General features: G+C 68.6%; 28 protein-coding genes. 8 read left to right on the top strand and 20 right to left on the bottom strand.

Annotated features, from left to right (window positions below; translation table 11 throughout):
* From mtaB to G3M62_RS00495, 5 genes are all read right to left on the bottom strand, one after another.
* A complete protein-coding gene (gene mtaB / locus G3M62_RS00515) occupies window positions 1-1,332 on the bottom strand; it encodes a tRNA (N(6)-L-threonylcarbamoyladenosine(37)-C(2))-methylthiotransferase MtaB (RefSeq protein ID WP_165183947.1) in 1,332 nt (443 codons plus the stop codon).
* The gene (locus tag G3M62_RS00510) at window positions 1,329-2,243 is read right to left on the bottom strand and encodes an SDR family NAD(P)-dependent oxidoreductase (protein ID WP_165183946.1); all 915 of its coding nucleotides are present in this window, start codon (window positions 2,241-2,243) and stop codon (window positions 1,329-1,331) included. The genes mtaB and G3M62_RS00510 overlap by 4 nt, the downstream gene beginning before the upstream one ends.
* Window positions 2,156-3,010 (bottom strand): diaminopimelate epimerase, encoded by an 855-nt coding sequence (gene dapF, locus G3M62_RS00505; RefSeq protein ID WP_165183945.1) that lies wholly within the window; start codon window positions 3,008-3,010, stop codon window positions 2,156-2,158. The genes G3M62_RS00510 and dapF overlap by 88 nt, the downstream gene beginning before the upstream one ends.
* Before the next feature lie 1,044 nt (window positions 3,011-4,054).
* Window positions 4,055-4,831: a 3'(2'),5'-bisphosphate nucleotidase CysQ gene (gene cysQ, locus G3M62_RS00500; protein WP_165183944.1), complete on the bottom strand. Its 777-nt coding sequence runs from the start codon at window positions 4,829-4,831 to the stop codon at window positions 4,055-4,057.
* The gene (locus tag G3M62_RS00495; protein ID WP_035080297.1) at window positions 4,832-5,017 is read right to left on the bottom strand and encodes a DUF3553 domain-containing protein; all 186 of its coding nucleotides are present in this window, start codon (window positions 5,015-5,017) and stop codon (window positions 4,832-4,834) included.
* Between the two features lie 93 nt (window positions 5,018-5,110).
* Between G3M62_RS00495 and chpT the strand changes: the two genes are divergently transcribed.
* The 3 genes from chpT to G3M62_RS00480 all read left to right on the top strand — a co-directional run bounded on the left by chpT (window position 5,111) and on the right by G3M62_RS00480 (window position 7,042).
* Window positions 5,111-5,773, top strand: a complete 663-nt coding sequence (chpT, locus tag G3M62_RS00490) for a histidine phosphotransferase ChpT (RefSeq protein WP_165183943.1) — start codon at window positions 5,111-5,113, stop codon at window positions 5,771-5,773.
* Window positions 5,774-5,855: 82 nt separating this feature from the next.
* Window positions 5,856-6,233, top strand: coding sequence for a response regulator (locus G3M62_RS00485; RefSeq protein ID WP_165183942.1), 378 nt, complete (start codon window positions 5,856-5,858; stop codon window positions 6,231-6,233).
* Window positions 6,230-7,042, top strand: a complete 813-nt coding sequence (locus G3M62_RS00480) for a CheR family methyltransferase (RefSeq protein WP_165183941.1) — start codon at window positions 6,230-6,232, stop codon at window positions 7,040-7,042. Before G3M62_RS00485 ends, G3M62_RS00480 begins: the two co-directional genes overlap by 4 nt.
* Before the next feature lie 8 nt (window positions 7,043-7,050).
* On the opposite strand, the gene G3M62_RS00475 is transcribed toward G3M62_RS00480, so the two are convergent.
* The 5 genes from G3M62_RS00475 to nepR all read right to left on the bottom strand — a co-directional run bounded on the left by G3M62_RS00475 (window position 7,051) and on the right by nepR (window position 11,108).
* The gene (locus G3M62_RS00475) at window positions 7,051-8,112 is read right to left on the bottom strand and encodes a hypothetical protein (protein WP_165183940.1); all 1,062 of its coding nucleotides are present in this window, start codon (window positions 8,110-8,112) and stop codon (window positions 7,051-7,053) included.
* Window positions 8,113-8,401: 289 nt separating this feature from the next.
* Window positions 8,402-8,536 (bottom strand): entericidin A/B family lipoprotein, encoded by a 135-nt coding sequence (locus G3M62_RS00470; RefSeq protein ID WP_165183939.1) that lies wholly within the window; start codon window positions 8,534-8,536, stop codon window positions 8,402-8,404.
* A 69-nt stretch (window positions 8,537-8,605) separates the two neighbouring features.
* Entirely contained in the window at window positions 8,606-10,318 is a 1,713-nt protein-coding gene (phyK, locus tag G3M62_RS00465; RefSeq protein WP_165183938.1) for a sensor histidine kinase PhyK, read from the bottom strand.
* Complete coding sequence (locus tag G3M62_RS00460; protein WP_165183937.1) at window positions 10,315-10,920, bottom strand: sigma-70 family RNA polymerase sigma factor; 606 nt, start codon at window positions 10,918-10,920, stop codon at window positions 10,315-10,317. Before G3M62_RS00460 ends, phyK begins: the two co-directional genes overlap by 4 nt.
* Before the next feature lie 2 nt (window positions 10,921-10,922).
* Window positions 10,923-11,108, bottom strand: coding sequence for an anti-sigma T factor NepR (gene nepR, locus G3M62_RS00455; RefSeq protein WP_028040104.1), 186 nt, complete (start codon window positions 11,106-11,108; stop codon window positions 10,923-10,925).
* 244 nt (window positions 11,109-11,352) lie between these two features.
* On the opposite strand from nepR, the gene phyR reads away from it, so the two are divergent.
* Complete coding sequence (phyR, locus tag G3M62_RS00450; protein WP_165183936.1) at window positions 11,353-12,153, top strand: anti-anti sigma factor/receiver protein PhyR; 801 nt, start codon at window positions 11,353-11,355, stop codon at window positions 12,151-12,153.
* 83 nt (window positions 12,154-12,236) lie between these two features.
* On the opposite strand, the gene G3M62_RS00445 is transcribed toward phyR, so the two are convergent.
* From G3M62_RS00445 to G3M62_RS00430, 4 genes are all read right to left on the bottom strand, one after another.
* Complete coding sequence (locus G3M62_RS00445) at window positions 12,237-12,488, bottom strand: hypothetical protein (RefSeq protein WP_165183935.1); 252 nt, start codon at window positions 12,486-12,488, stop codon at window positions 12,237-12,239.
* A 12-nt stretch (window positions 12,489-12,500) separates the two neighbouring features.
* The gene (locus G3M62_RS00440) at window positions 12,501-12,710 is read right to left on the bottom strand and encodes a hypothetical protein (RefSeq protein ID WP_165183934.1); all 210 of its coding nucleotides are present in this window, start codon (window positions 12,708-12,710) and stop codon (window positions 12,501-12,503) included.
* 315 nt (window positions 12,711-13,025) lie between these two features.
* On the bottom strand, window positions 13,026-13,490 hold the full coding sequence (locus G3M62_RS00435) for an OmpA family protein (protein WP_165183933.1): 465 nt from the start codon (window positions 13,488-13,490) through the stop codon (window positions 13,026-13,028).
* Window positions 13,491-13,589: 99 nt separating this feature from the next.
* On the bottom strand, window positions 13,590-13,931 hold the full coding sequence (locus G3M62_RS00430; RefSeq protein ID WP_165183932.1) for a glycine zipper domain-containing protein: 342 nt from the start codon (window positions 13,929-13,931) through the stop codon (window positions 13,590-13,592).
* Between the two features lie 121 nt (window positions 13,932-14,052).
* Between G3M62_RS00430 and G3M62_RS00425 the strand changes: the two genes are divergently transcribed.
* Together G3M62_RS00425 and G3M62_RS00420 are read left to right on the top strand one after the other, a co-directional pair.
* Complete coding sequence (locus G3M62_RS00425) at window positions 14,053-14,928, top strand: diacylglycerol kinase family protein (RefSeq protein ID WP_165191154.1); 876 nt, start codon at window positions 14,053-14,055, stop codon at window positions 14,926-14,928.
* The gene (locus G3M62_RS00420; protein ID WP_165183931.1) at window positions 14,925-15,776 is read left to right on the top strand and encodes a metallophosphoesterase family protein; all 852 of its coding nucleotides are present in this window, start codon (window positions 14,925-14,927) and stop codon (window positions 15,774-15,776) included. Before G3M62_RS00425 ends, G3M62_RS00420 begins: the two co-directional genes overlap by 4 nt.
* 14 nt (window positions 15,777-15,790) lie before the next feature.
* On the opposite strand, the gene G3M62_RS00415 is transcribed toward G3M62_RS00420, so the two are convergent.
* From G3M62_RS00415 to G3M62_RS00405, 3 genes are all read right to left on the bottom strand, one after another.
* On the bottom strand, window positions 15,791-16,408 hold the full coding sequence (locus G3M62_RS00415) for a superoxide dismutase (RefSeq protein WP_165183930.1): 618 nt from the start codon (window positions 16,406-16,408) through the stop codon (window positions 15,791-15,793).
* A 121-nt stretch (window positions 16,409-16,529) separates the two neighbouring features.
* A complete protein-coding gene (locus tag G3M62_RS00410; RefSeq protein WP_165183929.1) occupies window positions 16,530-16,925 on the bottom strand; it encodes a hypothetical protein in 396 nt (131 codons plus the stop codon).
* Window positions 16,922-17,308: a hypothetical protein gene (locus G3M62_RS00405; protein ID WP_165183928.1), complete on the bottom strand. Its 387-nt coding sequence runs from the start codon at window positions 17,306-17,308 to the stop codon at window positions 16,922-16,924. Before G3M62_RS00405 ends, G3M62_RS00410 begins: the two co-directional genes overlap by 4 nt.
* A gap of 209 nt (window positions 17,309-17,517) precedes the next feature.
* On the opposite strand from G3M62_RS00405, the gene G3M62_RS00400 reads away from it, so the two are divergent.
* A complete protein-coding gene (locus tag G3M62_RS00400) occupies window positions 17,518-19,431 on the top strand; it encodes an HWE histidine kinase domain-containing protein (RefSeq protein ID WP_165183927.1) in 1,914 nt (637 codons plus the stop codon).
* A gap of 667 nt (window positions 19,432-20,098) precedes the next feature.
* Here G3M62_RS00400 and G3M62_RS00395 read toward each other — a convergent pair.
* Complete coding sequence (locus G3M62_RS00395) at window positions 20,099-21,295, bottom strand: CaiB/BaiF CoA transferase family protein (RefSeq protein WP_165183926.1); 1,197 nt, start codon at window positions 21,293-21,295, stop codon at window positions 20,099-20,101.
* 119 nt (window positions 21,296-21,414) lie between these two features.
* On the opposite strand from G3M62_RS00395, the gene G3M62_RS00390 reads away from it, so the two are divergent.
* On the top strand, window positions 21,415-22,089 hold the full coding sequence (locus tag G3M62_RS00390; protein WP_165183925.1) for a DUF4142 domain-containing protein: 675 nt from the start codon (window positions 21,415-21,417) through the stop codon (window positions 22,087-22,089).
* A gap of 39 nt (window positions 22,090-22,128) precedes the next feature.
* On the opposite strand, the gene G3M62_RS00385 is transcribed toward G3M62_RS00390, so the two are convergent.
* Entirely contained in the window at window positions 22,129-22,557 is a 429-nt protein-coding gene (locus G3M62_RS00385) for a PaaI family thioesterase (RefSeq protein WP_165183924.1), read from the bottom strand.
* Window positions 22,558-22,577: 20 nt separating this feature from the next.
* Complete coding sequence (locus G3M62_RS00380) at window positions 22,578-26,204, bottom strand: ABC transporter permease/M1 family aminopeptidase (protein ID WP_165183923.1); 3,627 nt, start codon at window positions 26,202-26,204, stop codon at window positions 22,578-22,580.
* Between the last annotated feature and the right edge of the window lie 5 nt (window positions 26,205-26,209).

Below are 26,209 nucleotides of genomic sequence, written 5' to 3'. Positions count from 1 at the left end.
CTAGGCGGCGAGCTCCGCAATCACTCGGGCTCCGTCGTGGCCCGTCACCCGGAAGGCGGCGATCTGGCCCTGGGGCGCGTCGCCCGCAAAGGCGATCTCGGTGAAGTCCTCGGCCCGGGCCACGCCATCGCGCTCGACCAGACCCGACAGGACGCGGCCGACCTGGCGCTGGAGGTGGCGTTCGAGACCCGCCTGGCCGGCCTCGCGCAGACGGCGGGCGCGGTCCTTGATCACCGGGCCCTTCACGGGCGGCATCCGGGCGGCGGGCGTGCCGGGGCGGGCGCTGTAGGGGAAGACGTGCAGGAAGGCTAACCCAGCCTCCTCGACCAGCTTCAGGGTGTTCTCGAAGGCCTCGTCGCTCTCGGTCGGGAAGCCGGCGATCAGGTCGGCGCCGAAGGCGGTGTCGGGGCGCACGGCGCGCACCTGGGCGACCAGCTTCAGGGCGTCCTCGCGGCTGTGGCGGCGCTTCATGCGCTTGAGCACCAGATTGTCGCCGGCCTGCAGGCTCAGATGCAGATAGGGCATCAGCCGCGGCTCGGTCTCCAGCAGCTTGAACAGGTCCGGATCGATCTCGGCCGCGTCGATCGACGACAGGCGCAGGCGCGGCAGGTCCGGGACCAGCTTCAGGATCCGGCCCACCAGCTGGCCCAGGGTCGGCTGGCCCGGCAGGTCCGTGCCCCAGGAGGTGACGTCGACGCCGGTCAGCACCACTTCGCGATAGCCCTCGGCGGAGAGGCGGCGCACCTGGTCGACGACCTCGCCGGCCGGGGCCGAGCGCGAGTTGCCCCGGCCGTAGGGGATGATGCAGAAGGTGCAGCGGTGGTCGCAGCCGTTCTGGACCTCGACATAGGCCCGGGCGCGGTCCTTGAGGCCGGCGATCAGGTGCCCGGCGGTCTCCTTGATCGACATGATGTCGTTGACCCGCACGCGGGTGGAGGTGTCGAGCAGGGCGCCCGGCGCGGCTTTCTCGGCGTTGCCCAACACCAGGTCGACCTCGGGCATGGCGGCGAAGGCGGCGGGGTCGATCTGGGCGGCGCAGCCGGTGACGATCAGCCGGGCGTCCGGCCGCTCGCGACGGGCCTTGCGGATCGCCTGGCGGGCCTGGCGCACGGCCTCGTTGGTCACCGCGCAGGTGTTGAACACCACCGCATCCTGCAGGCCGTCGGCCGAGGCGCGAGCCCGGATCGCCTCGGACTCATAGGCGTTCAGCCGGCAGCCGAAGGTGACGACGTCGACGCCGTCCGGCCCGGACATCGTCGTCGCCGGTCCGCCCTCCTCACCCACGGCGGGCTTGAGCGTCGGGGGACGCGAGATGAGGGTGTAGGTCGTCACGGCGCTTCGACGAACGCCGCGAAGGCGTCCTTCCAGTCGGGATGCCAGCGCGACAGGGCCGGGCGGTTCTCGATGACGTCGCCCATGGCCCAGGCCATGCGCTTTTCGTCGACCGAACGCGGCACGTCGTTGTCGGGGCACAGGATGTAGAAGTCGCCGCGCTGGATGCTTTCCAGCATGAAGGCGACGGTCTGTTCCGAGGTCCAGGCGGCGTCCGGCTTGGCCGCGCCGCGCCGGGTCATGCCGGTGAAGACATAGCCGGGGATCAGCAGGCGGGCGTCGACCTGGCAGTCGACGATCTCGCGCAGGGTGTGGGCTAGCCCCTCGGTCAGGGCCTTCACCGCCGACTTCGAGACGTTGTAGGCCGTGTTGCCCGGCGGCTGGGTGATCCCCTGCTTGGAGCCGGTGTTGATGATCAGGCCGGGACGACCGCTGGCGGCCATCTCTTCGCCGATCACCTGGACGCCGTTGATCACGCCCCACAGATTGACGTCGAGCACGCGCTTCCACGGGTCCTCGCCCGAGAAGGCGTCGCCCCCGCCGCCGACCCCGGCGTTGTTCATCAAGACGTCGATGGCGCCGAACTTCTCGACCGCCGCGTCGCGCAGGGCCTGGACGGCCGCGCGGTCGGCGACGTCGGTCTCCACGGCCAGGGCGTTGTCGCCGATGGCGTCGGCGGCCTTCTTCAGGGCTCGGCCCATGATGTCGGCCATGACCACGTTCATGCCGAGCGCGGCGAAGGCCTGGGCGGCGGCCAGGCCGATGCCGTCGGCCGCGCCGGTGATCACGGCGGTGGCGCCGGCCTTGATGGCGGGGTGGATGCTCATGCCGCCGCCAGCTCCGGCAGCTTGCCGACGAACTCCATCGTCACCGGGCCGGTCATGATCACGTGGCCGTCGGCCTCGCGCCATTCGATGGTCAGGGCGCCGCTCTCGAACTCGACCTTGGCGACGCGGTCTGTCAGGCCGCGACGCACGGCGGCGACCTGGGCCGCGCAGGCGCCGGTGCCGCAGGCGGCGGTCAGGCCCGCGCCGCGTTCCCAGACCTTCAGCTGGATGTGATCCCGCGCGGCGATGTGGGCGAAGCCGACATTGACGCCTTCCGGAAACAACGGGTGATGCTCGACGAGGCTGCCCGTGCCGCGCGCGAACTCGTCGCTGACCGGAGCGTCGACGAAGAACACCACGTGCGGATTGCCCATCGAGACGCAGCCGGGCGTGTGGACCAGCGGCGCGTCGATCGGACCGACCTGCAGCTCAACGCCGACGGTGTCCATTTCTTCCGACAACGGGATCTGGTTCCACGCGAGGCCCGGCTGGCCCATGTCGACGGTGACCAGCTTGTCGCCGGCCATCACGCCCGACAGGCGCCCGGCCACGGTGTCGAAGGCCACGGAATCTTTCTTGCCCGACTGCATCAGGAGCCAGGCCACGCAACGCGTGCCGTTGCCGCAGGCCCCGGTCTCCTCGCCGTCCGAATTCCAGAACCGCACATAGGCGCTGGCGCCCTCGGCGCGCGGCGGGTCGATGGCGATCACCTGGTCACAGCCGATTCCGCCTTCTCCCCGTTTCGCGATCGCGCGGATCTCGTCCGGGGTCGGATTGAAGGGCTGGGTCAGGGTCTCGATCACGACGAAGTCGTTGCCGAGGCCGTTCATCTTGAGAAAGGTGCGGCTCATGGTGGGGCTATATAGTGGAAAACCGCGCGCGAGTCAGAGGTTGGGGCTCACTGCGGCGTTTTGAGCGTCGGTTTCCACAGGGGCGCGCCTACTGAGGCGGCGTTCGAATCCCTCTCTCTTTGAGAGAGGGAGGGGCCCATGGCGAAGCCATGGGAGGGTGAGAGGTTACACTCTCACCGAATGAAACGCGGTCGTTCAGCCGGTCTTCGGGCAGCGGTCCAATCCACGGCGCCAAGCGCGGTGCGCTTCCCCCGAAGCCCCAAAAGCGACGCTGACGGGCTGAGATTTGCCGGCTGGCGGTGAAACTCCCACCGCTTCGCGGTGGGTCCCTCCCTCTCTCTAAGAGAGGGGTCTTTAGGGGGATCGGGTGTCCTCGATCCTCGCCATCACCGCAAAGAATCCCAACCCTTTCAACGCCCTGAAGAAAAATCAGCGTCACAAGCCCTCGGCGCTCAAACCGCCCGCACAATGATCCTGTCTCCGTCGCGGAGGAGGGCGCTTGGTACCGACCCGAAGCGGCGATGGAGATGGAACCGAGCGGGGCCGCCTGGCCTGGCGATCGGCTCTTGGCGAATGGCGGGGCTCAGAAGGCTCCAAGGTTCGGCGAGACCGATCGCGGGACAGGCGGGTCGACGGGGCCGGGAAGCAAAACCGGTCTGTTCCAGGATCTGTCGGAGTCGCTGACGGCCCCTTCCGGGCGACTTTGATCCTGCCCGCCCGAGGGGGAATGTCGACCGGGATGAAACAGGCCCTCAGTCGCCGTCCCTCGGTAAAAACGGTTTCGCGGAGCGGTCGAGCCACGCCGAAACGCAAACTCTAAACCCACGGTCTCCGGGCTTGGCCCGGCCGCTCCGCGCCTCCTCATCCCGCTCACAGCCAGATTGGCGTGGGATCACACTGACTTGCCCCCACCTGACCGCTTCGCGGTCTGTCCGCCCCCGTAGGGGGCGGAGGACGCGCCTCTTCCCCCTTCGGGGGAAGACGACCGCGAAGCGGTCCGTAGGGGGCAAGTGTTTCGCCGCACCAACGGGAGACGCCTTGACCCTAAGCCCCGCGCGCCACGAACCAGCCGTTGCGGAAGCCCTGGTCGGCCTTGCCGTACGTGAAGGCCCCGCCTTCCAGCGTCGTGAACCGGCCGCCGGCGGCGATCAGGATGGCGTGGCCGGCGGCCGTGTCCCATTCCATGGTCGGCCCGTGGCGCGGATAGATGTCGGCCGCGCCCTCGGCGATGCGGACCAGCTTAATCGAGCTGTCCATCGGCGCGCGCAGGGAAAAGCCGTACTGGGTCGCCAGCTCGGCCATGCGCTCTTCCTTCATGGTGTGGCTGAGCAGGGCCAAGGCCTGACCTTCGGGCCACGGACGAGCCTGGACGCGGGTCTCCGGGCCGCCGGGGATTTCGCGCTTGAGCACGCCGTCGGCGCTGGTGAACCACACCTCGCCGGTGGCCGGGGCGCAGATCGCGCCGGCCACGGGGACCCCGTGGTCGATCAGGCCGATATTGACCGTGAAGTTGGGATCGCCGCGCACGAAGGCCTTGGTGCCGTCGACCGGATCGACCAGGAAGAAGCGCGAGCCGATGGCGTCGGGCGTCCCGAACTCGCTGGCGTCCTCCTCGGAAATCACCGGAATCTCGGGGAAGCGTTCCGCCAGCCGGCCCAGGATCAGGCGCTCTCCGGCCCGGTCGGCTTCGGTCACCGGGCTCTCGTCGGCCTTGCGGACCACGTCCAGCTCGGTGCGCCAGAACGGCAGGATGACCTCGGCGGCGGCCTCGACGATCGCCGCCAGGTCGCGGCCCATCTGCGCCAGGTTGACGTCGCTCATTCAGGAACCTCGGGGATCGTCGCCGACGAACAGCAGGGTGACGCGCGTCGCGTCGACCGTCTGCTTGCCGGCGTCTTCGAAATTGACGGTCACGCGATGGCCGATCACCGACTGCACCTGGCCCAGGCCCCAGTCGGGCTGGTCGGGATGGCGCACCAGGACGCCCGGCTCGAGAAACGGATCCATGACGGACTCCTGATAGGCCGCCGACCCGGCCCACGCCAGCCCGTTCCTCCCAGCCCGTTTGCCAAACTTCCAAATCACGCCAAAGATCGCCTCATGACCGACGAAGCCGCCCCCGCGCCCGAACTGAACGTCAACGGCCCCGACTTCGCGGCCCTGGTGGCCGCGCGCCTCTGTCACGACTTCATCAGCCCGGCCAGCGCCATCGTCTCGGGCCTGGATCTGCTGGAGGATCCCTCCGCCCAGGACATGCGCGAGGACGCCATGAGCCTGATCGCGTCCAGCGCCCGCAAGCTGGCCGATCTGCTGCAGTTCACGCGGGTCGCCTTCGGCGCCTCGGCCTCGGCCGAGAACTTCGACTCCCGCGAGCTGGAAAAGCTGGCCCAGGGCGTGTTCGCCCACGTCCGGCCGACGATGGAGTGGGCCATCCCGCCCTCGACGATGAACAAGGCCAGCGCCCGGGCCATCCTCAACATCGCCCAGATCGCCGCCAGCGCCCTGCCGGCCGGCGGCAAGGCGACGCTCCGGGCCGTGGTCGCCGACGACCGGGTGGCGATCACCGCCGACGCCGCCGGCCCCCGCGCTCGCCTCCGCCCCGAGGTCCTGGCCGGCCTGAAGGGCGAGGCCCTGGCCGAGGGTCTGGGCGGTCCGTGGGTGCAGGCGGCCTATCTGCACGCCCTGGTCCGCGCGGCCGGCGGCCAGGTCGGCGTCGAGCTGGGCGAGGACCAGGTCAGCCTGGCGGCCTGGGTCCCAGCCTAGGCCCTGCGGCATTAAAGCCGCGAAGTCCGCGATTAACGTCACCGCTCCTTAACCCCATTCGCCCCAAGCTGGCCGGGTTGAAGTGGAGCGTGCCGTGAAGACCTGTCTCGTCGTTGACGACAGCCGGGTGATCAGAAAAGTCGCCCGGCGCGTCCTGGAAGACATAGGCTTCGAAATCGCCGAGGCCGCCGATGGCGTGGAAGCCCTGGCCTGGTGCCGGGCGGCGATGCCTGACGCCGTGCTCCTGGACTGGAACATGCCGGTCATGAACGGGATCGAATTCCTGCGCCATCTGCGCCAGGAGCCGGGCGGCAAGGGTCCGACCGTGGTCTTCTGCACCGTCGAGAACAAGATCGAGGCCATTCGCGAGGCGCTGGACGCCGGCGCGGACGAGTACATCATGAAGCCTTTCGACGGCGACATCATCGCGGCGAAGTTCGCCGAGGCGGGCCTGCTGTGACGCCCGAGGACATGGACCTGCTGTCCGCCCTGGCCCGCCAACGCGCCGGCCTGCGGATCGAGAGCGACAAGGCCTATCTGGTCGAAAGCCGGCTGAACCCGCTGGCGCGCCGCGAGGGCTTCGATTCGATCGAGGCGATGATCGCCGCCCTGCGGGCCCACCGCGAGGACCGCCTGATCTGGGCCGTCGTCGAGGCCCTGACCCTGAACGAGACCGCCTTCTTCCGCGACCGCGAGGTCTTCGCCCATCTGCGCGACGAGCTGCTGCCGGCCCTGTCGAAGCTGGGCCGCGATCGGCCGATCCGCATCTGGAGCGCGGCCTGCTCGACCGGCCAGGAGGTCTATTCCCTGGCCATGACCGCCGCCGAAGCGCGCGACATCGCGCCCGGCGCCCAGTTCGAATTCTTCGGGTCGGACCTGTCGGATCGCTGCCTGGAGAAGGCCCAGAGCGGCCTCTACACCCAGTTCGAGGTGCAGCGCGGCCTGCCGATCCGCCTGCTGGTCAAGCATTTCGAGAACGCCGACGAGATGTGGGCGATCAGCCCGCGCATCCGTCAGTCGGTGCGCTGGCGGCGGATCAACCTGCTGGCCGACCTGTCCTCGATGGGCAAGTTCGACGCCATTCTGCTGCGCAACGTCCTGCCGGGCCTGGATCCCAGCCTGCACGGCCGGGTGATCGAGAGCCTCGTCGCCCGCCTGGAAGACGACGGCGTGCTGCTGGTCGGCAGCGGCGAGTCCCTGGAGGGGATCACCGGCGCCGTGCGCGCGGTCTCCGGCCGATCGGGCCTGTTCACCCGCGCCGCGGCCTGACCCCAAGCCTACGCCTGGGCCAGGCCCAGTTTCGCGCTCTGCTCGCGCCAGAAGGCCAGCACCCACGCCCAAGGCGTCGCGGCTTCGCGTTCGGGCAAGGCCTTGACCAGCTTGCGATAGAGGGTCTGGACCGGCCCCTGGGCCGTCAGCGCGGCGCTCAGATCCAGCGCCTCGATCATCGCCACGGCCTCCTTGCGATAGTCGACACGGGCCTTGCTGGGATGAGGCGCGGGGGTGCGGCAGTCGCTGAAGTCCAGCTTCACCCCGGTCAGCACCTCGATCGCCGTGGCCATGGTGCGGGCGTATTGTGGGTCGGTTCCCAGCCGATCCACGTCGATGACCAGGTCGGCGCGTGGCAGGGCCGTCACGTAGGACAGGACATAGACGGCCAGGAAGGCGGCGAACGACACCCGGGCCGGCGCCCGCTTCAGCTGCTTGCGCACGGCCTGGATACGCTCGAACAGGTCGCCCCGGCCCGCCGTCAGGCCCAGTCGCCGGGCCCCGGCCTCGCCGCTGGCCGCCTCGGACAGGATCACGTACTGGCAGAGCTCGAAATAGGTCGGCCGGGGCCGCTTGCGCAGCGAATAGAACGACCGCCACTGCTGCACGGGATCGCGGATCAGCACGATATGGGTGCCGCCGAACCGTCGCCGCAGCCAGCCGACCCGGCCCAGGGTCCGGCAGCAGGCCAGCACCGGGGTGCGGTCCTCGCGCCGCGCCGCCGCGATCAGGGTCTCGACATAGGCGGCCTGGCCGGGATCCTCCTGGTCGACGGGCTGGAAATAGTCATCCAGCGCCAAGCGAGTCTCGAAGCCATGCACGCCGCTCTGCGGCGCCAGCAGGTCCTGGAATTCGTGGAGATAGGGCAGGCCGTCTGTCGGGTGTCGCAGACCGCTGGTCTCGGGTCGCTCCCGGGCGATGCGCTCCGGCGTCAGGGTCGCCAGCTGCTCATGCCAGGGCTCGTAATAGGCCATCACCTCGGGAACGGCGCGAAAGCGGCGCCAGACATAGGTGCTGGAGCATCGCCAGCCGCTATGGACGAAGATCGGTGCTGAAGACGGACGCGGCAATTTGAAACCAGACCCCTTGGGACGAGACCCCAGGGTGCAGGTTCAGCTTGGCTGGCGAATATCGCTTCTGGCCGGATTTCGGTCCGATTTGTAACCGATGCGCCAAGTCCGAAATCGATTGTCACGAGGCTGTATCCAGCGTTACCGGATCGTCTTGAAGTCGCATTGTGGAAATAAAATCTAGAGTGGCTTCCGTTCCCGAAATTGGCGTGAAAAAGCCCGCCGATCAGGGATCGGCGGGCTTGATCATGGGTCCGGCGAGGCCGAACCCGGTGTCAGTCGCTTAGGACTACTTGGCGTCCTTGGCGGTGTCGCTGACGGCGTGACCGGCCGACGAAACGTCCTTGCCGGCGCCTTCAACGGTGTTGCAGGCGGCGACGGTGAGGCTGGCGGCGATCGCGGCCAGAACGATGAGCTTACGCATGGGTCTTCTCCGGTGATCGCCCCAAATGGGCGTCTAAGGTGTTGCCCCACTTGAACGTGGGCGGCCCAGCTAAGTTCCGGTGGAGCCCGCTTCGATCGGCGGGACCAGTGGCGTGGGAAAAACCAGGCGCACCAGGAGGCCGCCGGCCGGCGACGTGTCGAACAACAGCTTGCCGCGCAGTTGCCGCGCGAAGGCGGTCATCAGGGTGCGGCCCACGCCCTCGACCGGCCCCTTGGGCGCGCCGGGACCATCGTCGCCGATCGCCAGCTCGGCCTCTTCGCCGCGCACGAAGAAGTCGACCGTCAGGGTGCCGCCGCGCTCGGCCAGGGCGTGCTTCTGGGCGTTGGTGATGGCCTCGACCGCGAACAGGGCCAGCGGCGCCAACCGGTCGGGGTCGATGACCAGCGGATCGGCGTGGACCTCGGTGCGGATCGGGCCGCCGGTCGACATGTCGCCGGCCAGCAGCAGGGCGGTCAGTTCCTCCAGGAACGGCCGCAGGTCCACGCGCTTGAGATCGGGGCCCTGGTAGAGCGCCCGATAGATCTGGGCCAGGGCGGTGATTCGCTGGCGCGTGTCGTTCAAGGCGGTGCGGGCGGCCGGATCGGTCAGGGCCCGCTGCTGCATGTTCAGCAGCGACGAGATGATCTGCAGGTTGTTCTTCACCCGGTGATGGATCTCGCGCATCAGCGCGTCCTTTTCACCCAGGCTGTCACGTAGCGAGGCGTCGCGGGCGACGATGCCGGCGGCCATGTCGTCGAGAGTGGCGGCCAGCTCCCGAATCTCGGGCGGGGCGCGTTCGGCCTGCAGCGGACGCACGGTGAACCGACCCCGGGCGTAGATGGCCGCGACCCTGCGCAGATAGACGATCCAGCGGATCACCGCCTGCTCGGTGGCGTAGAGCACGGCCGCCAAGGCCAGGACGAAGGCCAGCAGCGGCGCCAGCAGGCGCAGCATCGGGTTCAGCCAGGCCCAGGACGCCAGGCCTGGAGCCTTGGCCGACAGGATCACGAACACCTCTTCGCCGACCAGGGGCGCGGCCGAGAAGTCGCGCGGACGATCGTCGGCGTCACGGCCCGACCACAGAGCCGAACCGCTCTTGACCGCATCGGTCCGCCAGCTGGCCGGCGGCGTTCCGAAAGCCCTCCGGTTGGTGGCGGCGAAGACGTGGCCCTCGGAATCGGCCAGAGCGACCTCGGCCCCGCCGGGCAGGTACCGGTTGGCCGTCTCGGGCTGGATGGTCGACAGGGTCAGGACGGCGGCCATGGCCCCATCGAAACGGCCGTCTGGGCGTTCGGCCCTCACCGCAGTCAGCACGGCGGGCTCGTCGGCGTAGTCGACCCCCGGGATGCTGGCCACCACCATGTGCGAACCGCCGGCCAGGCGCTGAAACCAGCGGCGATTGGCGCGGGTGGCGTCCGGCGGCGTCGTGGCCGCCGCGCAGGACACCCGGCCATAGGCGTCGAAGCGGATCAGGTTGGCGTAGCCCGGCAGGCGCTGCTTCACCGTGTCCAGCCGCTGGGTGCAGGCCAGGCCGACAGAACCCGGCCCCAGGGTCTGGAGCAGGACGCCGGCCGCCTCGATACGGGCGCGGGCGATCGCGGCGCTGCGGCCGGCGGCCAGCTCCAGGCTCTGGCGACGTGAGTCAGCCTCGGCCTTGAAGGCGAACACCGATTGCAGAACGCCGAGGATCAGGACCGGCAAAAGCGCAAGGAACAACGCACCGGCCAGACGGACCCGAATGGATCCGACCGCGCCGGCTCCTCGCCCGAGGAAAGACTTCACCGCAGGGTGCTCAGTCTCTCCGCGTCAGCCAGGATGGCGTACATGGCGTCGCCGGCGGCGCCGCCGTCGCGGTCATAGGCGCCGGCCTCGAGGATCGCCTGCAGGGCCCGCCGCGCCCGGCTGACCCGGCTTTTCACCGTGCCCACGGCGCAGCCGCAGATCTCAGCGGCCTCTTCGTAGGCAAAGCCGCCGGCTCCAACCAGGATCAGGGCTTCGCGTTGTTCCGGCGGCAGCATGGCCAGGCTGAGCCGCAGCTCGTCCAGAGCCACCGGCGCTTCGGGATCGTCCACCGCCACCAGGGTGCGTTCGGCCGCCTCCTGGTCGAGCTGGCTCTGGCGCCACGAACGGCGCTTCTCGGAATAGAACTGGTTGCGCAAAATCATGAAGGTCCAGGCCTTCATGTTGGTGCCCAGCTGGAAGCTGGCGCGGGCGTCCCACGCCTTCATCATGGCGTCCTGCGCCAGATCGTCGGCGGCGGTGGGATCGCCGGTAAGCGTCCGGGCGAAAGCGCGCAGATGAGGGATGAGCGTGACGAGTTCCTTCTTGAAGGCCACGTCACGGACCGGATCGAACGGCGACCGGCCAACTTGCGCTTCGCTCATGCTCAACGCTCTCCCGAAGGCGTTTCGGCCTTGCGCAGGATATCCAGAAACTCGTCGGGAACCGGCTCGTTCACGACCTCGTCGAACATTTGACGAAGCTTGACGCCGATAGCCTGCTGACGGAGCCGAGCTTCATCGAGCGCGGCCGCCCCTTTGCGGTGATCTTCCATGGGTACGTGTTCGATCATGTCCTCGACGCCGACAAAACGCAGCGCCCGCCCCCTTTGGCCGAATGAGAGTACGCCGGATGACAACGTCGGATTCCGTATGGGGTTCCACAAGCTTGAGCATATGATGGCAAAATTATTCGGACTTCGGAACCTGTCATGGAACCGGCGCCTGAGGGTTGCGTTTATGTTCGGATGGCCGAACGGCGTAGCTTCACCGCACCGCAGGCTTTTTTGTTCCGAAGACACTCACACGGGAGGGGTCATGAGTCTTCTTGCCCGGCTGGCGCCGCACTTGCCTTATGTTCGTCGCTACGCCCGCGCGCTTACCGGCGACCAGACCACTGGCGACCACTATGTTCGCGTCGCGCTCGAGGCCCTGGCGGCCGGCGAGCGGTCGCTGGACGCCAATCTGTCGCCGCGCGTCGCGCTTTACCGCGTATTCCACGCGATCTGGCTGTCCTCGGGCGCCCAGCTGGAAGCGCGCCGTGACGATTCGATCAGCGCGGCCGACGACGCCTCGCAGCGCCTGATGCGGATCGCTCCGCGTTCGCGCCAGGCGTTCCTGCTGACCGCCCTGGAAGGCTTCACGCCGACCGAGGCCTCGCAAATCCTGGATTGCGACTTCGCCGAGGTCGAACGCCTGATCTCCGAGGCGCAGAGCGAGATCGACGCCGAGCTGGCCACCGAAGTCCTGATCATCGAGGACGAACCGGTGATCGCCGCCGACATCGAGGCCCTGGTTCGCGAACTGGGCCATGAGGTCATCGACATCGCCGCCACCCGCGGTGAAGCGGTGGACGCCGTGACCCGCCGCACCCCAGGCCTGGTCCTGGCCGACATCCAGCTGGCCGACGGCTCGTCGGGCATCGACGCGGTCAAGGACATCCTGGCCCGCCTGGACGTGCCGGTGATCTTCATCACCGCCTTCCCCGAACGCCTGCTCACCGGCGAGCGTCCGGAACCGACCTTCCTGATCACCAAGCCCTTCCAGCCGGAAACGGTGAAGGCGGCGATCGGCCAGGCGCTGTTCTTCCATCCGCGCCGGACCCAAAAGGCGGCCTGATCCACGTCAGACTGCGAAACGATCAAGGTCCCGGTTTCCACCGGGGCCTTTTTCATGGGCGGCGCTCCGAGGCTAAAGGCGGATCAGCCGGCGGGAGTCTGCTTCACCGGCGCCTGATCGGTCGAATAGCGCTCGGCTTCCTGCGTGGTCTTGGCGCCGTTGTTGTGCTCGACACCGGCCAAGTCGCCCGAGCGCAGGCCCCAGGCCCCGAACAGGGCGGCCGCGGCCAGCACGGTCGAGATGATCAGCACCCAGAAAACGTGCTTGCCCCATCGACCCTGGCGGGCGCGGGTCGCATTGACGGCGGGATGGTGTTGTTCAAGGTCGGCGGGCATTTCAAGGCCTCCTTATCGGGCGGCGGAATAGGCGCCCGCGTCCGACGCCGTCGGACCGCTGGAAGCCAGGTTGTCGTTGAAGTGCTGGAGAACGCCCGCCGACGCCGCCACCACGGCGATCACCACCAGGGCCGTCATCCGATTGCGCCTGGCCTTCTCCCGGCGCGTCGGCGCGGTTTCGAAAGCCAGTCCACCATGTTCGGCCTGATAGGTGCGGATCACGACGTTGCTCCCCAGTTCAAGGCCGCTTGGCCTTCAGGAAATCAACGTTCCGCCCCTTGTGGCGTTCCCTCGCGACCTTGGCCGGAGAGGGGTTTGCCGGTCCTTGAAAAATAATCGCGGAAAAGTCGAAAAAAGTTTCAGGCGGCGGGAACCGGGTTCTGGAAACGACGTTTTCGAATTGCGGAGGCGGCGACGCCCCCCCGACTTGAGGCTGGCGAAAGCTGGCCTGCTGCCTCCGCACCCCCAGCTTTACAAGCCTTTCAGGCGGACCCTTCGGATCCGCCTTTTTTGATGTCCGCGATCACACGGCCGCGACTAGCGCAGCTTGCCGTCCAGATCGAACTGGATGTCGGCCCGGCGCCGCAGAGGACGGGCCTCGCCGCCGCGGGTCGTCGCACCGGCGTCTCCGGCAGCGGCGACGTCAAACACGACCTTGCCGTGGCCGAGCTTGCCTAGCGCCCGCGTCACCACGTCGGCCCGCTGCTTGGACAGCGTCAGGTTGGCGTCCGGAGCCCCGACGGCGTCGGCCAAGCCGAGCACCTTCACCGACTCGACCTTACAGCCGGTGGTCAAGGCGTCCGCTTCCTTGAGCACCTGGCGCGCTTCGCTGGTCAGCTTGGCCGACTGGCTCTCGAAATAGATCTGGACCGCGAAGTCCTCGCACGTCGGCGCGGTCTGCACGATCTGGGAGCGCGACTTGGGCCAGGGGCTGCTCGCGCATCCCGCCACCAGACCTCCCATGACCGCCGCCCCGATCATCGCCAATCCGAGTTTTCTCATCGCTTGCCCTCTCTGACGCCCCATCTCTGGGACCACGGCGCGCAAAAGGCGGCCGACACCAGCCGACCGCCTTTCTGAAGATTTCAGGCTTGGCCCGATTTAACGGGGGCTGCCGTCTTCCCAGTAGTAACGACCGCTGCGCGAGTCGTAGTAGTAATACCGTCCGGCGCGCTCGTCATAGTACTGACGGCGATTGACGTTGGTCGCGCCGCAGCCGCCATCCTCGCGGCAACCCTTCACGGCGCCGACGGAGCCGCCAAGGGCCGCGCCCACGAGGGCACCGGTCGTGGCGCTGCCGCCGCCGACATTGTTGCCGACCACCGCGCCCGCCAGGGCGCCCAGGGCCGCGCCGCCCGCGGCGTTACGCTCGGTGTTACCGGTGGCGGTGCAAGCACTGGCCAGCACGCCGACGCCCAAGAGGGCGATCAAGGTCTTGTTCATCGTGGCTCTCCGTTCGAGCTTGTCCCAGCAGGCAAACGGCCTCGCCTCGCCAACGGTTCCGGGAACCGTGATCAAGCGCCGCCGTTTCTGGTGTCGGACCGTCCCGCGCAGCTGCGCCTTTCTGGAATTTCGCATGCGTGTGGAAGTCGTCACCAACATCGCCTCCGGCTCGGTGGGCAAGGACGCCCCGGCCCAAGCCGAGGCCATCCTGGCCGAGCACGGCGTCACCGGGCGGGTCCACGCCCCCAGCGAAGGCGAGCTGAACGCCTGCCTGCGCGACGCCATCGAGTCCAAGCCCGACGCCATTCTGGTGGTGGCCGGCGACGGCACGGCGCGGGCGGCGGCTGAAATGGCCGGCCCTCATGGCCCGATGATCGCCCCCCTGCCCGGCGGCACCATGAACATGCTGCCCCATGCCCTCTACGGCCCGATCCCGTGGCCCCAGGCCATGGCCGACTGCCTGAAGGGCGGCCAGGAGCGAATGATCTCCGGCGGCGAGATCAACGGCCGCGTCTTCTTCGTCGCCGCCATCCTCGGCAGCCCCGCCCTGTGGGCCGAGGCCCGCGAAGCCGCTCGGGCCGGCCGAGCGGACCTGGCTCTGATGCGCGCCCAGCGGGCCCTGCGCCGGGCCTTCTCCAGCCGCCTGCGCTATGTCCTGGACGGCCGGCCCAAGGGCAAGACCGAGGCGCTGAGCCTGATGTGCCCGCTTGTCTCGGCCGAACTGCATGAGGACGAGCAGGCCCTGGAGGCCGCGGCGCTGGACCCGGCCAGCGCGCTCGACATCTTCCGCCTGGGGGTCAACACCGTGGCCGGCAACTGGCGCAACGACCCGTCCGTGATCGTCGGCCGCTGCCGGGTCGGCAAGGTCTGGGCCGGCGGGCGCATCCCGGCCATCCTGGACGGCGAGCCGGTGCGGTTGGACGACACCGTCAGCATCCGCTTCCGCCCCAAGGCCTTCCGCGCGCTGGTTCCTTCACCTGCGGTCTCGGGCAAATGAAACCGCTGAAGCTGGTTCAAGTTTCCGACATCCATTTTGGCGGCGAGCACAAGGCCGCCGTCGAGGCGGCCGTCGAGCGGATCAACGCCGAGCGGCCGGACCTGGTGATCGCCGCCGGCGACCTGACCAAGGACGGCAAGGTCGAGGAGTTCGACGCCGCCCTGGCCTGGCTGAACCGCCTGCCGTCGCCGCGCATCGTCACGCCGGGCAATCACGACACCCCGTTCGTCGGCCCGCGTGAGATCCTGACCCGGCTGGTCAAACCCTGGCGGCGCTACGAGGACCGGTTCGGCGAGCGGATGAACAGCGACTGGGACGATCCGCGCGCCACGGTCGTCACCCTCAACTCGGCCCGCGCCTTCCAGCTGCGCCTGAACTGGTCGAAGGGCGCGGTGTCGCGCCGGCAGGTCCGCGAGGTCTGCGCCGACCTGAAGGAGGCCGCCCCGGACGCCCTGAAGATCGTGGTCTGCCACCATCCGCTGATCGAGATGCTGGGCGGCCCGATGACCGCCAAGGTGCACGGCGGCATGGCGGCGGCCCAGGCCTTCGCCCATGCCGGGGCGGACCTGGTGCTGACCGGCCACATCCACGCGCCGTTCGTGCATCCCTATCCGTTTTCGGACGGCTGCACCCAGGCGGTGGGCTCGGGCACCCTGTCGGTGCGCGAGCGCGGGGTGCCGCCCAGCTTCAACCTGATCGAGGTCGACGACGTCGACATCCGCATCACGGCCCTGGCCTTCGAGCGGACCCAGTTCGTGACCTTCCGGACCTGGTCGGTCCCCCGCCGGTGCGTGCCCAAGAGCCCAAACGAAAACGGCGCGACCGAGGTCGCGCCGCTCCAGGTCTAGAAATCCGAGACCGGTCAGGCCGACTCGGGGAAGGTCCAGACCGCGCCCTGGCCCTTGGCCGCGGCGAACTGGGCGTCGGCGAACGCCCAGTTGGGCAGGACGTCGAACCAGGCTTCCAGGAAGCCCTTCCGGTTGTTCTGGTGGTCCAGATAGTAGGCGTGCTCCCAGACGTCGCAGACCAGCAGCGGGACGATGCCGTCCTTGGTCAGGGTGTCATCGGCGTCGTGAGTCGACAGGACGACCAGCTTGCCGCCTTGCACGGCCAGCCACACCCAGCCCGAGCCGAAGTGGCCGATGCCCTCGGCGACGAACTTTTCCTTCAGGCCGGCCAGGTCGCCGAAGGCTTCGGCGATCGCGGCCGACAGCTCGGCCGAAGGGCCGGCCTTGTCGGCGCTCATGCAATCCCAGAAGAACTGGTGGTTCCAGATCTGGGCGGCGTTGTTGAACACCTTGCCGGGGCCGGCTTCCTTGATCACGGCTTCCAGCGGACGCGTGTCGCCTTCCGGCAGCAGGCCGTTCAGCGCGTTCACATAGGCCGCGTGGTGCTTGTCATGGTGGAAATGAAGCGTGTTGGCCGAGATGGTCGGCTCCAGGGCTTCATAGGCGTAGGGCAGGTCGGGGAGTTTGAACATGATCGCTCCAGGGCAAAACGCCCCCGGAAGATGGGCGGGGAGGCCCATAAAACCAGAGGCGGGAAAGGCTCGTCTTGTCGATTGTCGCCAAAGCGCGCCGGGCGCGCTTCGGAGATTGAAACTAGCGCGGCGGCGGCTTTTGCGAATCCACGAAAGCCTTGGCGACGATCGCGGCCAGGGCCGGGTTGCGGAAGGCGATGATCCCCGCCGCCAGGCCGGCACCGACCGTCAGGATCGGGCGATCCTTGATCATCTCGATGGCCTTCTCGGCGAAGAACAGCGGGTCCGCCGCGGGCGCCGGGCGGGCCTTTTCCTCGACCTTGAGCGCGGCCAGCAAGCCGGCCAGGCCGACGATCGCCGCGGCCACGGCGGCGACCACGGCCGCGGCGCCGGCCGGGCCCAGATGGGGCGCCAGCACCGCGAACAGCGCGAAGGCGGCGGCGACCACGCTCACAGCAGCGGCCGCGGCGATCGCCGCGGCCGCTGCCAGGGTTGTCAGGGTCTTGCCGAAGATCACTTGTCGCGGCCGCTACGGTTTCCGGCCAGCAGCAGGCCCAGCAGAACGCCGACGCCGAGACCGGCCAGGGTGGCGGTGATCGGACGCTCGCGGACCCGTTCGCTGACATAACGGCCGGCTTCATCGACCTGCTGGCCGGCGGTGTCGGTGTAGGTGCGGGTCTGGGCGCGCAGGGTTTCGAGGCCCTGGGTCAGGGACGCTTCGATCCGCTTGGCGGCGTCGCTCAGGTTGGCCTTGGCCGAGGCGGCGGCTTCGCTGAGGTTGCCGCGCGCGGCGCTGGCGGCTTCGCCGAAGCTGCGCTCGGCGTGATCGAGGGCCGCGCTGGCGTTCGACGAGGCCTTGTTGGCTTCGTTGATGGCGGGGTTCAGGCTGTTGTCGGGCATGAAAATCTCCGGTTCGCGGCTCAAGCTTGTGGGGGGCGGGCAGCTGCGAAGCTGCGCCCGCACAACGCAATGCCGAGGCGACAAGTTCCATTGTAGCGCCAAGGTTGGAGCTTCACCACAGCCGATCTTCACGGCGATCTTTGGGGGTAAGGCGGAGCATCGCCTTTATCGATCTCGCGCCCTGCGCGAACCCAGTCTATGGTCGAATCATGGACGATGCGGGCGGATCGCTGGCAGATGATCAGGAGGCGCGTCGACTGCGCGCCCTCGACGCCCTTCGCGCTTTCGACGGCGACCCGGCCGATCCCCGATTCGATCGAATCGTCCGCCTGGCCTCGCGCCTGTTCGGCGCGCCGAAGGCGGCGATCCGGCTGATCGGCAAGGACCGGGTCTGGCTGAAGGCCAGGGTCGGCTTCAACCATGTCGAGGAGCCCCGGCCCGCCGGCCTGTCCGACCGCCTGCGTGAAAGCGGCGTGGTCGCCAATCCCGATCTGGCCAGCGCGCCCGACAACGCCCTGCGGCCCTGGTGCGCCGACAGCCGCTTCTTCGCCTGCGCGCCGCTGAAGACCGCCTCGGGCGAGATCGTCGGACTGCTGACCGTCGAGGACCCCGCCCCGCGCGAGGCCGTCGACACCGGCCTGGCCGACGCCCTGGCCGACCTCGCCGCCCTGGCGATGGAAGAGCTGCTGCACGACGCCGAGACCGCCCGCAACGCGACCGAGCGCACCCTGGACGCCGAACGGATCGCCCTGGCCCTGCGCGCCGCCAATCTCGGCGAATTCGTCTGGGACATCGCCGCCGACACGGTGCGGGTCAGCGCGCGGATGTCGAAGATCACCGAGATCCCCGAGGGCGTGACCCCGGCCCAGGGCGGCGAGGAACTCTATTCGATCATCTGGCCGGGAGACCGCGAGGCCGTCCGCGCCGACGTCGAGGCCCAGCTGGCGGCCCACGGCCGCTACGAAATCGAGTTCCGGCGGGTCACCTCCGATCCCGACCGGGTGATCTGGAACCGCGTCGCCGGCCTGATGGTGCTGGACGCGAACGGCCAGCCGCTGCGGCTGATCGGCGTAATCCAGGACGTCACCGCTCGCCGCGACGCCGACGACAGCCGCGAGAACCTGCTCACCGAGCTGGACCACCGCATCAAGAACATCCTGGCCGTCGTGCAGTCGGTGGCCGGCCAGTCGGCCCGCAAGGCCTCGTCGCTGGACGGCTTCCTCAAGGCCTTCAACGGCCGGCTGAAATCGATGAGCTCGGCCCACGACCTGCTGAGCGCGGCCCGCTGGCGCGGCGCCACCCTGGCCCGGATCGCCGCCGCCGAGCTGGGCGGGGTAGCCCCCAACCAGACGCGCTGGGACGGGCCCGAGCTGTTCCTGACCCCGCGCGCCGCGGCGGCCCTGTCGCTGACCCTGCACGAGCTGGCCGTCAACGCCGTGAAGTTCGGGTCGCTGTCGGTCGAGAGCGGCCGGGTCGAGGTGGTCTGGCGCGTGGCCGCGGACGGCGGCTTCAATCTGGAATGGCTGGAGACCGGCGGGCCGATGACCACGCCGCCGGACGTGCGCGGCTTCGGCATGACCCTGATCGAGGACGTGGTCGGGCGCGAGCTGGGCGGCCGGGCGACCGTCGAATACAAGCGCAGCGGCGTCACGGCGATGATCCACGCGGCCGCCGACGCCTTGGTCGACGAGCCCCAGCCCGAACCCGTCGAGACGCCCGACACCCGCATCGTCGAGACCGTCGGCGGCGGCGACGACAGCTTCCGGGCCGGCGACATCGCGGGCCTGAGGGTGCTGATCGTCGAGGATTCGCTGCTGCTGGCCATGGAGCTGGAGGCGGGGCTGGAGGATTCCGGCGTCGAGGTCGTGGGCTGCGCGGCCGAACTGGCCGAGGCCCTGCAGATGCTGGAGCTGTCGTTCGACGCCGCTGTTCTGGACGCCGATCTCAACGGCCAGTCGGTGGCCCCGGTCGCCGAGGTCCTGCGCCGTGAAGGCCGGCCCTTCGTGTTCGCCACCGGCTACGCCGACAAGGCCGCCCCGATGGGCTTCGACGCCCCGATCGTGCGCAAACCCTACAACGTCCACCAGATCGCCCGAGCCCTGGCGTCGGTGACGGGGCGGTAAAGTCCCTTTCGTTCCCGCAACGACCACTTGCCCCCTACGGACCGCTTCGCGGTCGTCTTCCCCCACAGGGGGAAAAGCCTCCGCCCCCTACGGGGGCGGACAGGCGGCGAAGCCGCCAGGTGGGGGCAAGTCAGTGTGATCTCACGCCAATCTGGCTGTGAGCTGGTGGAAAGGGTCGCGGAGCGCCGGACGACGTCCGGAAGACATAGAAAATAACCGTTTCGACGAAGCCCGTTCGCTCCGCGCGGTCGTTATCCGAAAGCCCGCGACGCTGAGCCCTGTTAGGACCTCGCCGCCTTGAAGCCTCCGACGGGCGGGCCAGGTCAACGAACCCCTGTCCCGGACCGCGAGCCTGTCACCGCTCGCCTGCCGCCAAGTCAGCCCTCACGTCACGTCGTATCTGTGTTCCAGGCCCGACCGGCACCAGAGACGCAAGGTTTGGTCCTCCGAAAAGAACCGCCGACAGAGCTTCCCGCTCGATCGCTCCTCGCCGCCGCATCGGTCGCTGGCCATGCGCCCTTTCCCTGCTGCGAGGTGAGATCAGGATACGGGCGACCTGAAAGGGTGAGGGGAATAAAGATTTAGGGCAGCGATTTCATAGGATTGCCAGGCGAAGGACCGGGAACACACGCAGGCGTGCGTCCCCAAGCGCGCCCTGTCTCGCCTCTCACACCACGCCCTTGGCCCGCAGCTTGCCGATCGCTTCGGCCGACAGCCCGGCCACCGCGCTCAGCACCGCGTCGGTGTGTTCGCCCAGGGCCGGACCCGGCCAGCGGACGCTGCCGGGATTTTCCGACAGGCGCGGAAAGGCGTTCTGCATCTTCACCGTGCCGAACACCGGGTGGGCGACCTCGACGATCGAGTCGCGGGCGGCGAACTGCGGATCCTTCAGCATGTCCGGCGCGCGATAGACCCGGCCGACGGCGAGGCCCGCATCCTCCAGCAACGGCAGCAGGGTCTCGATGTCGTGCTCGACGGTCCAGCCGCCGATCGTCGCGTCAAGCTGGGTCTGGTTGGTCCCGCGCGCGGCGTGGTCGCGATAGCGCTCGTCGGTCGCCAGCTCCGGCCGACCCATGGCCTCGCACAGGCGCTTGAACAGGGTGTCCTGGTTGGCGCCGATCAGGATCAGCTCGCCGCTGCGGGTGGGATAGACGTTGGACGGGGCGATGCCGGGCAGGATCGCGCCTGAGCGTTCACGCACATAGCCCGACAGGTCGTATTCGGTGATCAGGTTCTCCATCACCGTCAGCACGCTCTCATAGATCGCCGCGTCGACCACCTGACCCTTGCCGGTGCGCTGGCGGGCGTGCAGGGCCATCATCACACCGAGCGCGGCGTTGAGGCCCGCCAGGCTGTCGCCGATCGAGATCCCGGCCCGGGCCGGCGGCCGATCGGCCTCGCCGGTGATGTGGCGCAGGCCCCCCATGGCCTCGCCGATCAGGGCGTAGCCGGCGCGGTGCGAATAGGGACCGGTCTGGCCGAAGCCCGAGACCCGGGCCATCACCAGGCCGGGATTGGTCCTGGCCAGGTCCGCGTAGCCCATGCCCCACTTCTCCAGCGTGCCAGGGCGGAAGTTCTCGACCACCACGTCGGCGGTGTCGATCAGCGCGCGGGCGATGTCGCGACCTTCCGGGAGGCGCAGATCCAACGTCACCGAGGACTTGTTGCGGCCGATCACCGGCCACCAGGGCGAATGGCCCTTGGGCTTGGTGCGGCCCCACTGGCGCATCGGGTCGCCGGCCTTGGGGTCTTCCAGCTTGATGACCTCGGCGCCGAAATCGCCCAGCACCTGGCCGCAGAAGGGGCCGGCGATCAGCGAACCCATCTCGATGACCCGCAGGCCGTTCAGCGGCGTCTCGGCCATGCGTTTTCTCCCCACTGCTCACGGAACCATCACGGGCGCGTGAGGTTGATTAGACCTCATCGGCGCAGCGCAGCGCCGAACGATCAACGTTCTAGAAAAACGCGCAGGGAAAGAAAGCCATGACCCGTAAGCTTCTCATCGTCGGCGCCGCCATCGCCGCCCTCAGCGTCGCCGCCTGCGGCCAGAAGGCCGAGGAAACCAAGGGCGCCGCCACCCCGGCCGAACAGGCCGCGACCCCGGACGCCAACCCCGCCGCCACCGTCCCCACCCCGTCGGACGAAACCAAGGCCGCCACCTTCGTCGACAAGGCCGCCGCCAGCGACATGTTCGAGATCGAGGCCGGCAAGCTGGTCGCCAAGCGCTCGACCAACCCCGACGTCAAGAAGTTCGCCGCCGCGATGGTCAAGGCCCACACCAAGACGACCGAGGACCTGAAGGCCGCGATCGCCGCCTCGGGCGCCGCCATCACCCCGCCGACCGCCCTGCCGGAAGACCTGCAAGGCAAGCTGGACGACCTGACCAAGGCCGACGCCAAGGACTTCGACAAGAAGTACGCCGACAGCCAGGTCGACGCCCACCAGGCGGCCCTGAACCTGCTGCAGCGTTACGCGCAGGACGGCGACACTCCGGCCATCAAGGCCTTCGCCGCCGCCACGGCCCCGGCCGTCCAGGAGCACCTGAACATGGCCGAAGGCCTGAAGAACGGCTTCGACACCGGCAAGGACGTGGCCAAGGCCGAGGAGAAGGTCGACAAGGCCGAGGCCAAGGTCGCCGAAGAGAAGGCCAAGAAATAGGTCTGACCCAGAGGCCCGCGTCCTCGGGCGCGGGCCCGCCTAGGGAATGGCGTAGGCGACCGTCGCCTTGGCGGCGGCCCGCTCGCGCGATTCCGACCAGATCAGCACCTCGACCGTCGCGATGCGGCGACCCAGTTTGAGTAGCGCGCCCTCGGCGTAGAGATCGTCCGGCTTGGCGCCGCGCAGGAAGTGAATGGTGAGCGAGGTGGTCACCGCCATCGCCACCTCGCCGATATGGGCCAGGATCAGGGCGTAGGCCGCCGTGTCCGCCATGGCCATCTGGGTCGGCCCCGAGATCAGCCCGCCCGGCCGCAGGGCCCGGTTGGCGAAGGCCTGGCGCAGCAATACCCGCCCCGGCTCCACCTCCGCCACCTTGGGCAGCTGTTTCGGATCGACATCCGGAAAGGCGGCCGACAGGAAGGCGTTCAGCCCGCCCACGTCGAGCTTCAGCTCCGTCGCACTGGACATTCCGCCTCCCCTTTTTAGCGCTAGCGCATCTCGACCTTCGTGGTGTTGTCGTCGCCGTTGCGGTCGATGACGGTGTTGTAGGGGTCCACGCCCGCGACCTTGGGCAGGGTCCTGGTGACGAAGGTCAGGGTCTGGGTTCCCGACCGGATCGTGCGGCGCTCGAAGGCCACGACCTTGTCGGCCCCGAAACCCTTCTTGCCCGGCTCCAGGGTGAACAGGCCGATGTCCATCGGCTCGCTCATCGGCGCCTCGGCCTCCTGGCCTCGACCCTGGGCGTAGAGCTTCTTGGCGCTCACCGTCAGCGTCACGTCGTAGCGGCCGTCGGACCGCTTGTGGGCCACGGCCATGGTGGTCTTCAGGTCATACAGCGTGATCTTCTCGAACAGGTCGGTGATCAGCGCCTGCTTGTCGGCCGGCGCGTGGCGGCGCAGGGCGGCGACCAGCTCCAGGGTGGTCGGATAGGGCGGGCCCTTGAAGGCGTAGGCGGCCAGCATCTCGCGCAGGGCGGCGTTGACGTTGTCCTCGCCGATCTCCTGGGCCAGGCGGTACATCACCAGCGAACCCTTGTTGTAGTAGATGTAGGGCTGGTCCTCGACCTGGCGCAGCGGCAGTTCCTCGATCACCTCGCCGCCCCGGGCCCGCAGATAGCGGTCCAGTTCGTACTTGAGGAACTTGCGGATCATCGGCTCGCCATAGGTCTTCTTCATCACCATCAGGGCCGAGTACTGGGCCAAGGTCTCGGCCAGGGCCGCGCCGCCCTGCTGGTCGGCGCCGATCAGCTGGTGGGCCCACCACTGGTGGGCGATCTCGTGGGCCCCGACATAGGTGACCATGTCGATCTTGGTCGGGTCCTCGTACCGGGAGATGAAGCCCAGGTTCTCCGACCACGGGATGGTGTTGGCGAACGACTGGGCGAAGTTGCCGTAGGCCGGGAACTCCAGGTAGCGCACCTGGCGGAACTGGTAGGGGCTGAAATTGGCCTGGTCGTAGTCCAGCGACCGCTTCATCGACTCGATCATCCGGTCGACGTTCCAGGCGTGGGCCGGGGTGTAATAGACCGACAGCTGCACGCCCTTGTACGGCTGCGTCCTCACCGCGTAGCGGGCCGACTGGATCGAGAAGAAGTGCAGGATCGGGGCCTCGGTCACGAACCGCGCCGTGCGCCGGTCGCTGGCCTTGTTGGTGGCGGGGCCGCTCATGTTGGCCGTCTCGCGCCAGACGCGGTCCGACACCTTGTAGCCCGGGGCCATCGGCGTCTGGTCGGCGTTGGTGGTGACGGTGATGTCGGCGGTCACCCAGTCGCTGTCGCGGCGCAGGCCGTTGAACTGGCGCGAGGGGATGTCGCCCAGCTTGGCCGGCCGCAGCTCGGGCCGCAGGCCGTACTTGCGCCGCTTGGTGCGGTCGGTCAGCAGGCCGCTGCGGTCCATGCCCAGCGACGGAGCCAACTGCTGGTCGTTGATGAAGGTGCCGTTGTCGACCATGTGGGTGTCGGGGCCGCTGTTGCGGAAGCCCATGGCCACGCGGGCGGTGCTGAACGACATCGAGCGCCGCTCGCCCGGCTGCATCGGGGTGTCGAAGGCGAAGATCCGATAGTTGAAGCGCTCGAAGGTCCGCTTGGGCCGGGCGCCCTCGATCGACAGGGCCAGGACCTTCAGGTCGCGGTCGAAGCGGACGTGGATCTCGCGCAGCGGCTTGTCGGTGCGGTTCTCGATTACATAGACGCCCTTGGTGTCGATACGGGGGGCGTCGGGCCGGATGTCGACGTCCAGCTTGACCGCGGCGATCTTGGGCTGGGGCGTGGTCTCGAACCCGAGCAGGGCCTTTTCGTAGTCGGCGGTCCAGCGTTCGGTGCTGAGGGTGGTGCGGTATTCGTTCCAGACGTTGGTGTTCCAGTAGATGAAGGCGCCGACGCCGGCGAACACCACCAGGGCGGCCCCGGCGATCAGGCCCGGCGCGCCGTTCAGGCGGCGCGGCAGGGCGGCCAGGCGCGGCCTCAGCCGGCTCTCGGTCCCTCGTCGCCACAGCCCGTGGCACAGCACCAGCAGCACCACCGCGAAGGCCGTCCAGTAGAGCCGGAACCACCAGGCGCCGATCCAGAACCGGCTCTGGCCGTTGAAGTCGGACAGCGGCGTCGATGAGGCTTCAGGATAGATGTAGAGGTTGTGCTCCAGCCCCCAGCTGGACGCGACGATCGTGCCGATGATGTAGAGCACCATCAGGCCCCAGCCGACGAACTTCTGCGGCGACAGCACCTGCAGGAACACCGCCAGCACGGCCATCATCAGGCAGTAGATCGCCTGGGGCAGCACCCACCAGATCAGATAGTGGAAGAGCTCCAGGTGGGTGTAGCCCTTGATCAGCTGGATGATCACCGCCACGACCACGCCGGCCAGGAAGGTGGTCAGCAGGACCAGGCTGATGGCCAGGGTCTTGGGGACCACGAAGGCCCAGTCGGCGATCGGCGTGACGTCGATCAGTTCGTGGGTCTTGCGGTCCTGTTCGCGCCAGACCAACTCGCCGGCGTAGAACGCGGCGATGATCATCGAGATGAACGGGAAGATGCCGTCCAGGGCCCCGGTCATGGCCCGAGTCACCGGATAGATCGCCCCGCCATAGAGGCTGTCATCGGTGACGTGCCAGAGATTGAACACCGACAGCGCCGCCGCCAGGCCCACCAGCACCAGATAGGCCGGGCTGAGGAACACCTGGCGGGCGTCCAGCCGGGCCCGGGCCCACAGCTGCGCCCAGCAGGTCGCCCGGCCGAAGGTCGGAACGCCGTGCATGATCCCGATCGGGCGCGGCGCGTCGGCCTCGCCGGGGGTCTCGCGCTTGACCCGCGCGGCGCCGTCGCCCTTGCGCAGGTCGAACAGCCAGTAGGCGGCGGCGATGATCGCCAGGGAAACGCCGATCCAGATCAGCCGGTTGGCCAGCAGATAGCCGGTCAGGGCCGGGATCTGGGTGTTGCGCTCGGCCGCCGTCCAGTAGCGCACGGCCAGGCCGTAGGCGCTGCCGCCGAAGGGCTCCCAGAGGGCGGCGATCTTCTCCAGGCCGGGCTGGCGCAGCATGCCGGTGCTGATGAACGACGCCACCATGAAGACGATGACGCCGACATAGGTCCACATCATCGACCGGGTCACGGTGGTCACCGCGAAGAACACCGCCGAGGTCAGCAGCAGCGACGGCAGGGCCAGCACCAGATAGGCGAACAGGTAGTGGTTCAGGACGAACGGCCCGACGCTGTCGGGGTCGACCCAGAACATCACCGCGCCCAGGGCCATGCCGGCGGGCACGGCCAGGAACGACAGGGCCGCGGCGGCGAAGGCGCCGGTGAACCGGCCGTACAGATAGTCGAACTTGCCCAGCGGCGTGGAGCGCAGGATGCCGTCGAAACCGGTGTCCTCGTCGCGCGTGATGATGTTGGCGACGAACGCGGCCGTGATGAACATGTAGACCAGGGCCAGGAACAGGTTCGTGCTGGCGATCACCGAGGCGGCGTTCTTGTGCACGTTGGCCGTGGAGCCCAGCTGGACGATGTTCGGCGCGGCCACCGTGGCGAAGGCCATCAGGAAGAAGATGACCACTCCGGCCCAGAAGACGGGCTGACGCGCCTGGTACCGAAACTCGAAGGCGGCGACTTTTCCGAACATCCCCA

Source organism: Caulobacter soli (genome assembly GCF_011045195.1).
Classification (GTDB): domain Bacteria; phylum Pseudomonadota; class Alphaproteobacteria; order Caulobacterales; family Caulobacteraceae; genus Caulobacter; species Caulobacter soli.
This window is presented reverse-complemented; position numbering and strand designations above follow the sequence as displayed.

What these genes read in the sequence shown, in the direction of transcription:
- G3M62_RS00420 (WP_165183931.1), top strand. Translation starts at nt 14,925, where the DNA reads ATGAAACCGCTGAAGCTGGTTCAAGTTTCCGACATCCATTTTGGCGGC.
- G3M62_RS00400 (WP_165183927.1), top strand. Translation starts at nt 17,518, where the DNA reads ATGGACGATGCGGGCGGATCGCTGGCAGATGATCAGGAGGCGCGTCGA.
- G3M62_RS00435 (WP_165183933.1), bottom strand. Translation starts at nt 13,490, where the DNA reads ATGAGAAAACTCGGATTGGCGATGATCGGGGCGGCGGTCATGGGAGGT.
- G3M62_RS00415 (WP_165183930.1), bottom strand. Translation starts at nt 16,408, where the DNA reads ATGTTCAAACTCCCCGACCTGCCCTACGCCTATGAAGCCCTGGAGCCG.
- chpT (WP_165183943.1), top strand. Translation starts at nt 5,111, where the DNA reads ATGACCGACGAAGCCGCCCCCGCGCCCGAACTGAACGTCAACGGCCCC.
- G3M62_RS00510 (WP_165183946.1), bottom strand. Translation starts at nt 2,243, where the DNA reads ATGGCGCGAGGCCGACGGCCACGTGATCATGACCGGCCCGGTGACGAT.
- G3M62_RS00405 (WP_165183928.1), bottom strand. Translation starts at nt 17,308, where the DNA reads ATGCCCGACAACAGCCTGAACCCCGCCATCAACGAAGCCAACAAGGCC.
- G3M62_RS00460 (WP_165183937.1), bottom strand. Translation starts at nt 10,920, where the DNA reads ATGAGCGAAGCGCAAGTTGGCCGGTCGCCGTTCGATCCGGTCCGTGAC.
- G3M62_RS00430 (WP_165183932.1), bottom strand. Translation starts at nt 13,931, where the DNA reads ATGAACAAGACCTTGATCGCCCTCTTGGGCGTCGGCGTGCTGGCCAGT.
- G3M62_RS00395 (WP_165183926.1), bottom strand. Translation starts at nt 21,295, where the DNA reads ATGGCCGAGACGCCGCTGAACGGCCTGCGGGTCATCGAGATGGGTTCG.
- nepR (WP_028040104.1), bottom strand. Translation starts at nt 11,108, where the DNA reads ATGATCGAACACGTACCCATGGAAGATCACCGCAAAGGGGCGGCCGCG.
- phyR (WP_165183936.1), top strand. Translation starts at nt 11,353, where the DNA reads ATGAGTCTTCTTGCCCGGCTGGCGCCGCACTTGCCTTATGTTCGTCGC.
- dapF (WP_165183945.1), bottom strand. Translation starts at nt 3,010, where the DNA reads ATGAGCCGCACCTTTCTCAAGATGAACGGCCTCGGCAACGACTTCGTC.
- cysQ (WP_165183944.1), bottom strand. Translation starts at nt 4,831, where the DNA reads ATGAGCGACGTCAACCTGGCGCAGATGGGCCGCGACCTGGCGGCGATC.
- G3M62_RS00495 (WP_035080297.1), bottom strand. Translation starts at nt 5,017, where the DNA reads ATGGATCCGTTTCTCGAGCCGGGCGTCCTGGTGCGCCATCCCGACCAG.
- G3M62_RS00470 (WP_165183939.1), bottom strand. Translation starts at nt 8,536, where the DNA reads ATGCGTAAGCTCATCGTTCTGGCCGCGATCGCCGCCAGCCTCACCGTC.
- G3M62_RS00445 (WP_165183935.1), bottom strand. Translation starts at nt 12,488, where the DNA reads ATGCCCGCCGACCTTGAACAACACCATCCCGCCGTCAATGCGACCCGC.
- G3M62_RS00380 (WP_165183923.1), bottom strand. Translation starts at nt 26,204, where the DNA reads ATGTTCGGAAAAGTCGCCGCCTTCGAGTTTCGGTACCAGGCGCGTCAG.
- G3M62_RS00390 (WP_165183925.1), top strand. Translation starts at nt 21,415, where the DNA reads ATGACCCGTAAGCTTCTCATCGTCGGCGCCGCCATCGCCGCCCTCAGC.
- G3M62_RS00385 (WP_165183924.1), bottom strand. Translation starts at nt 22,557, where the DNA reads ATGTCCAGTGCGACGGAGCTGAAGCTCGACGTGGGCGGGCTGAACGCC.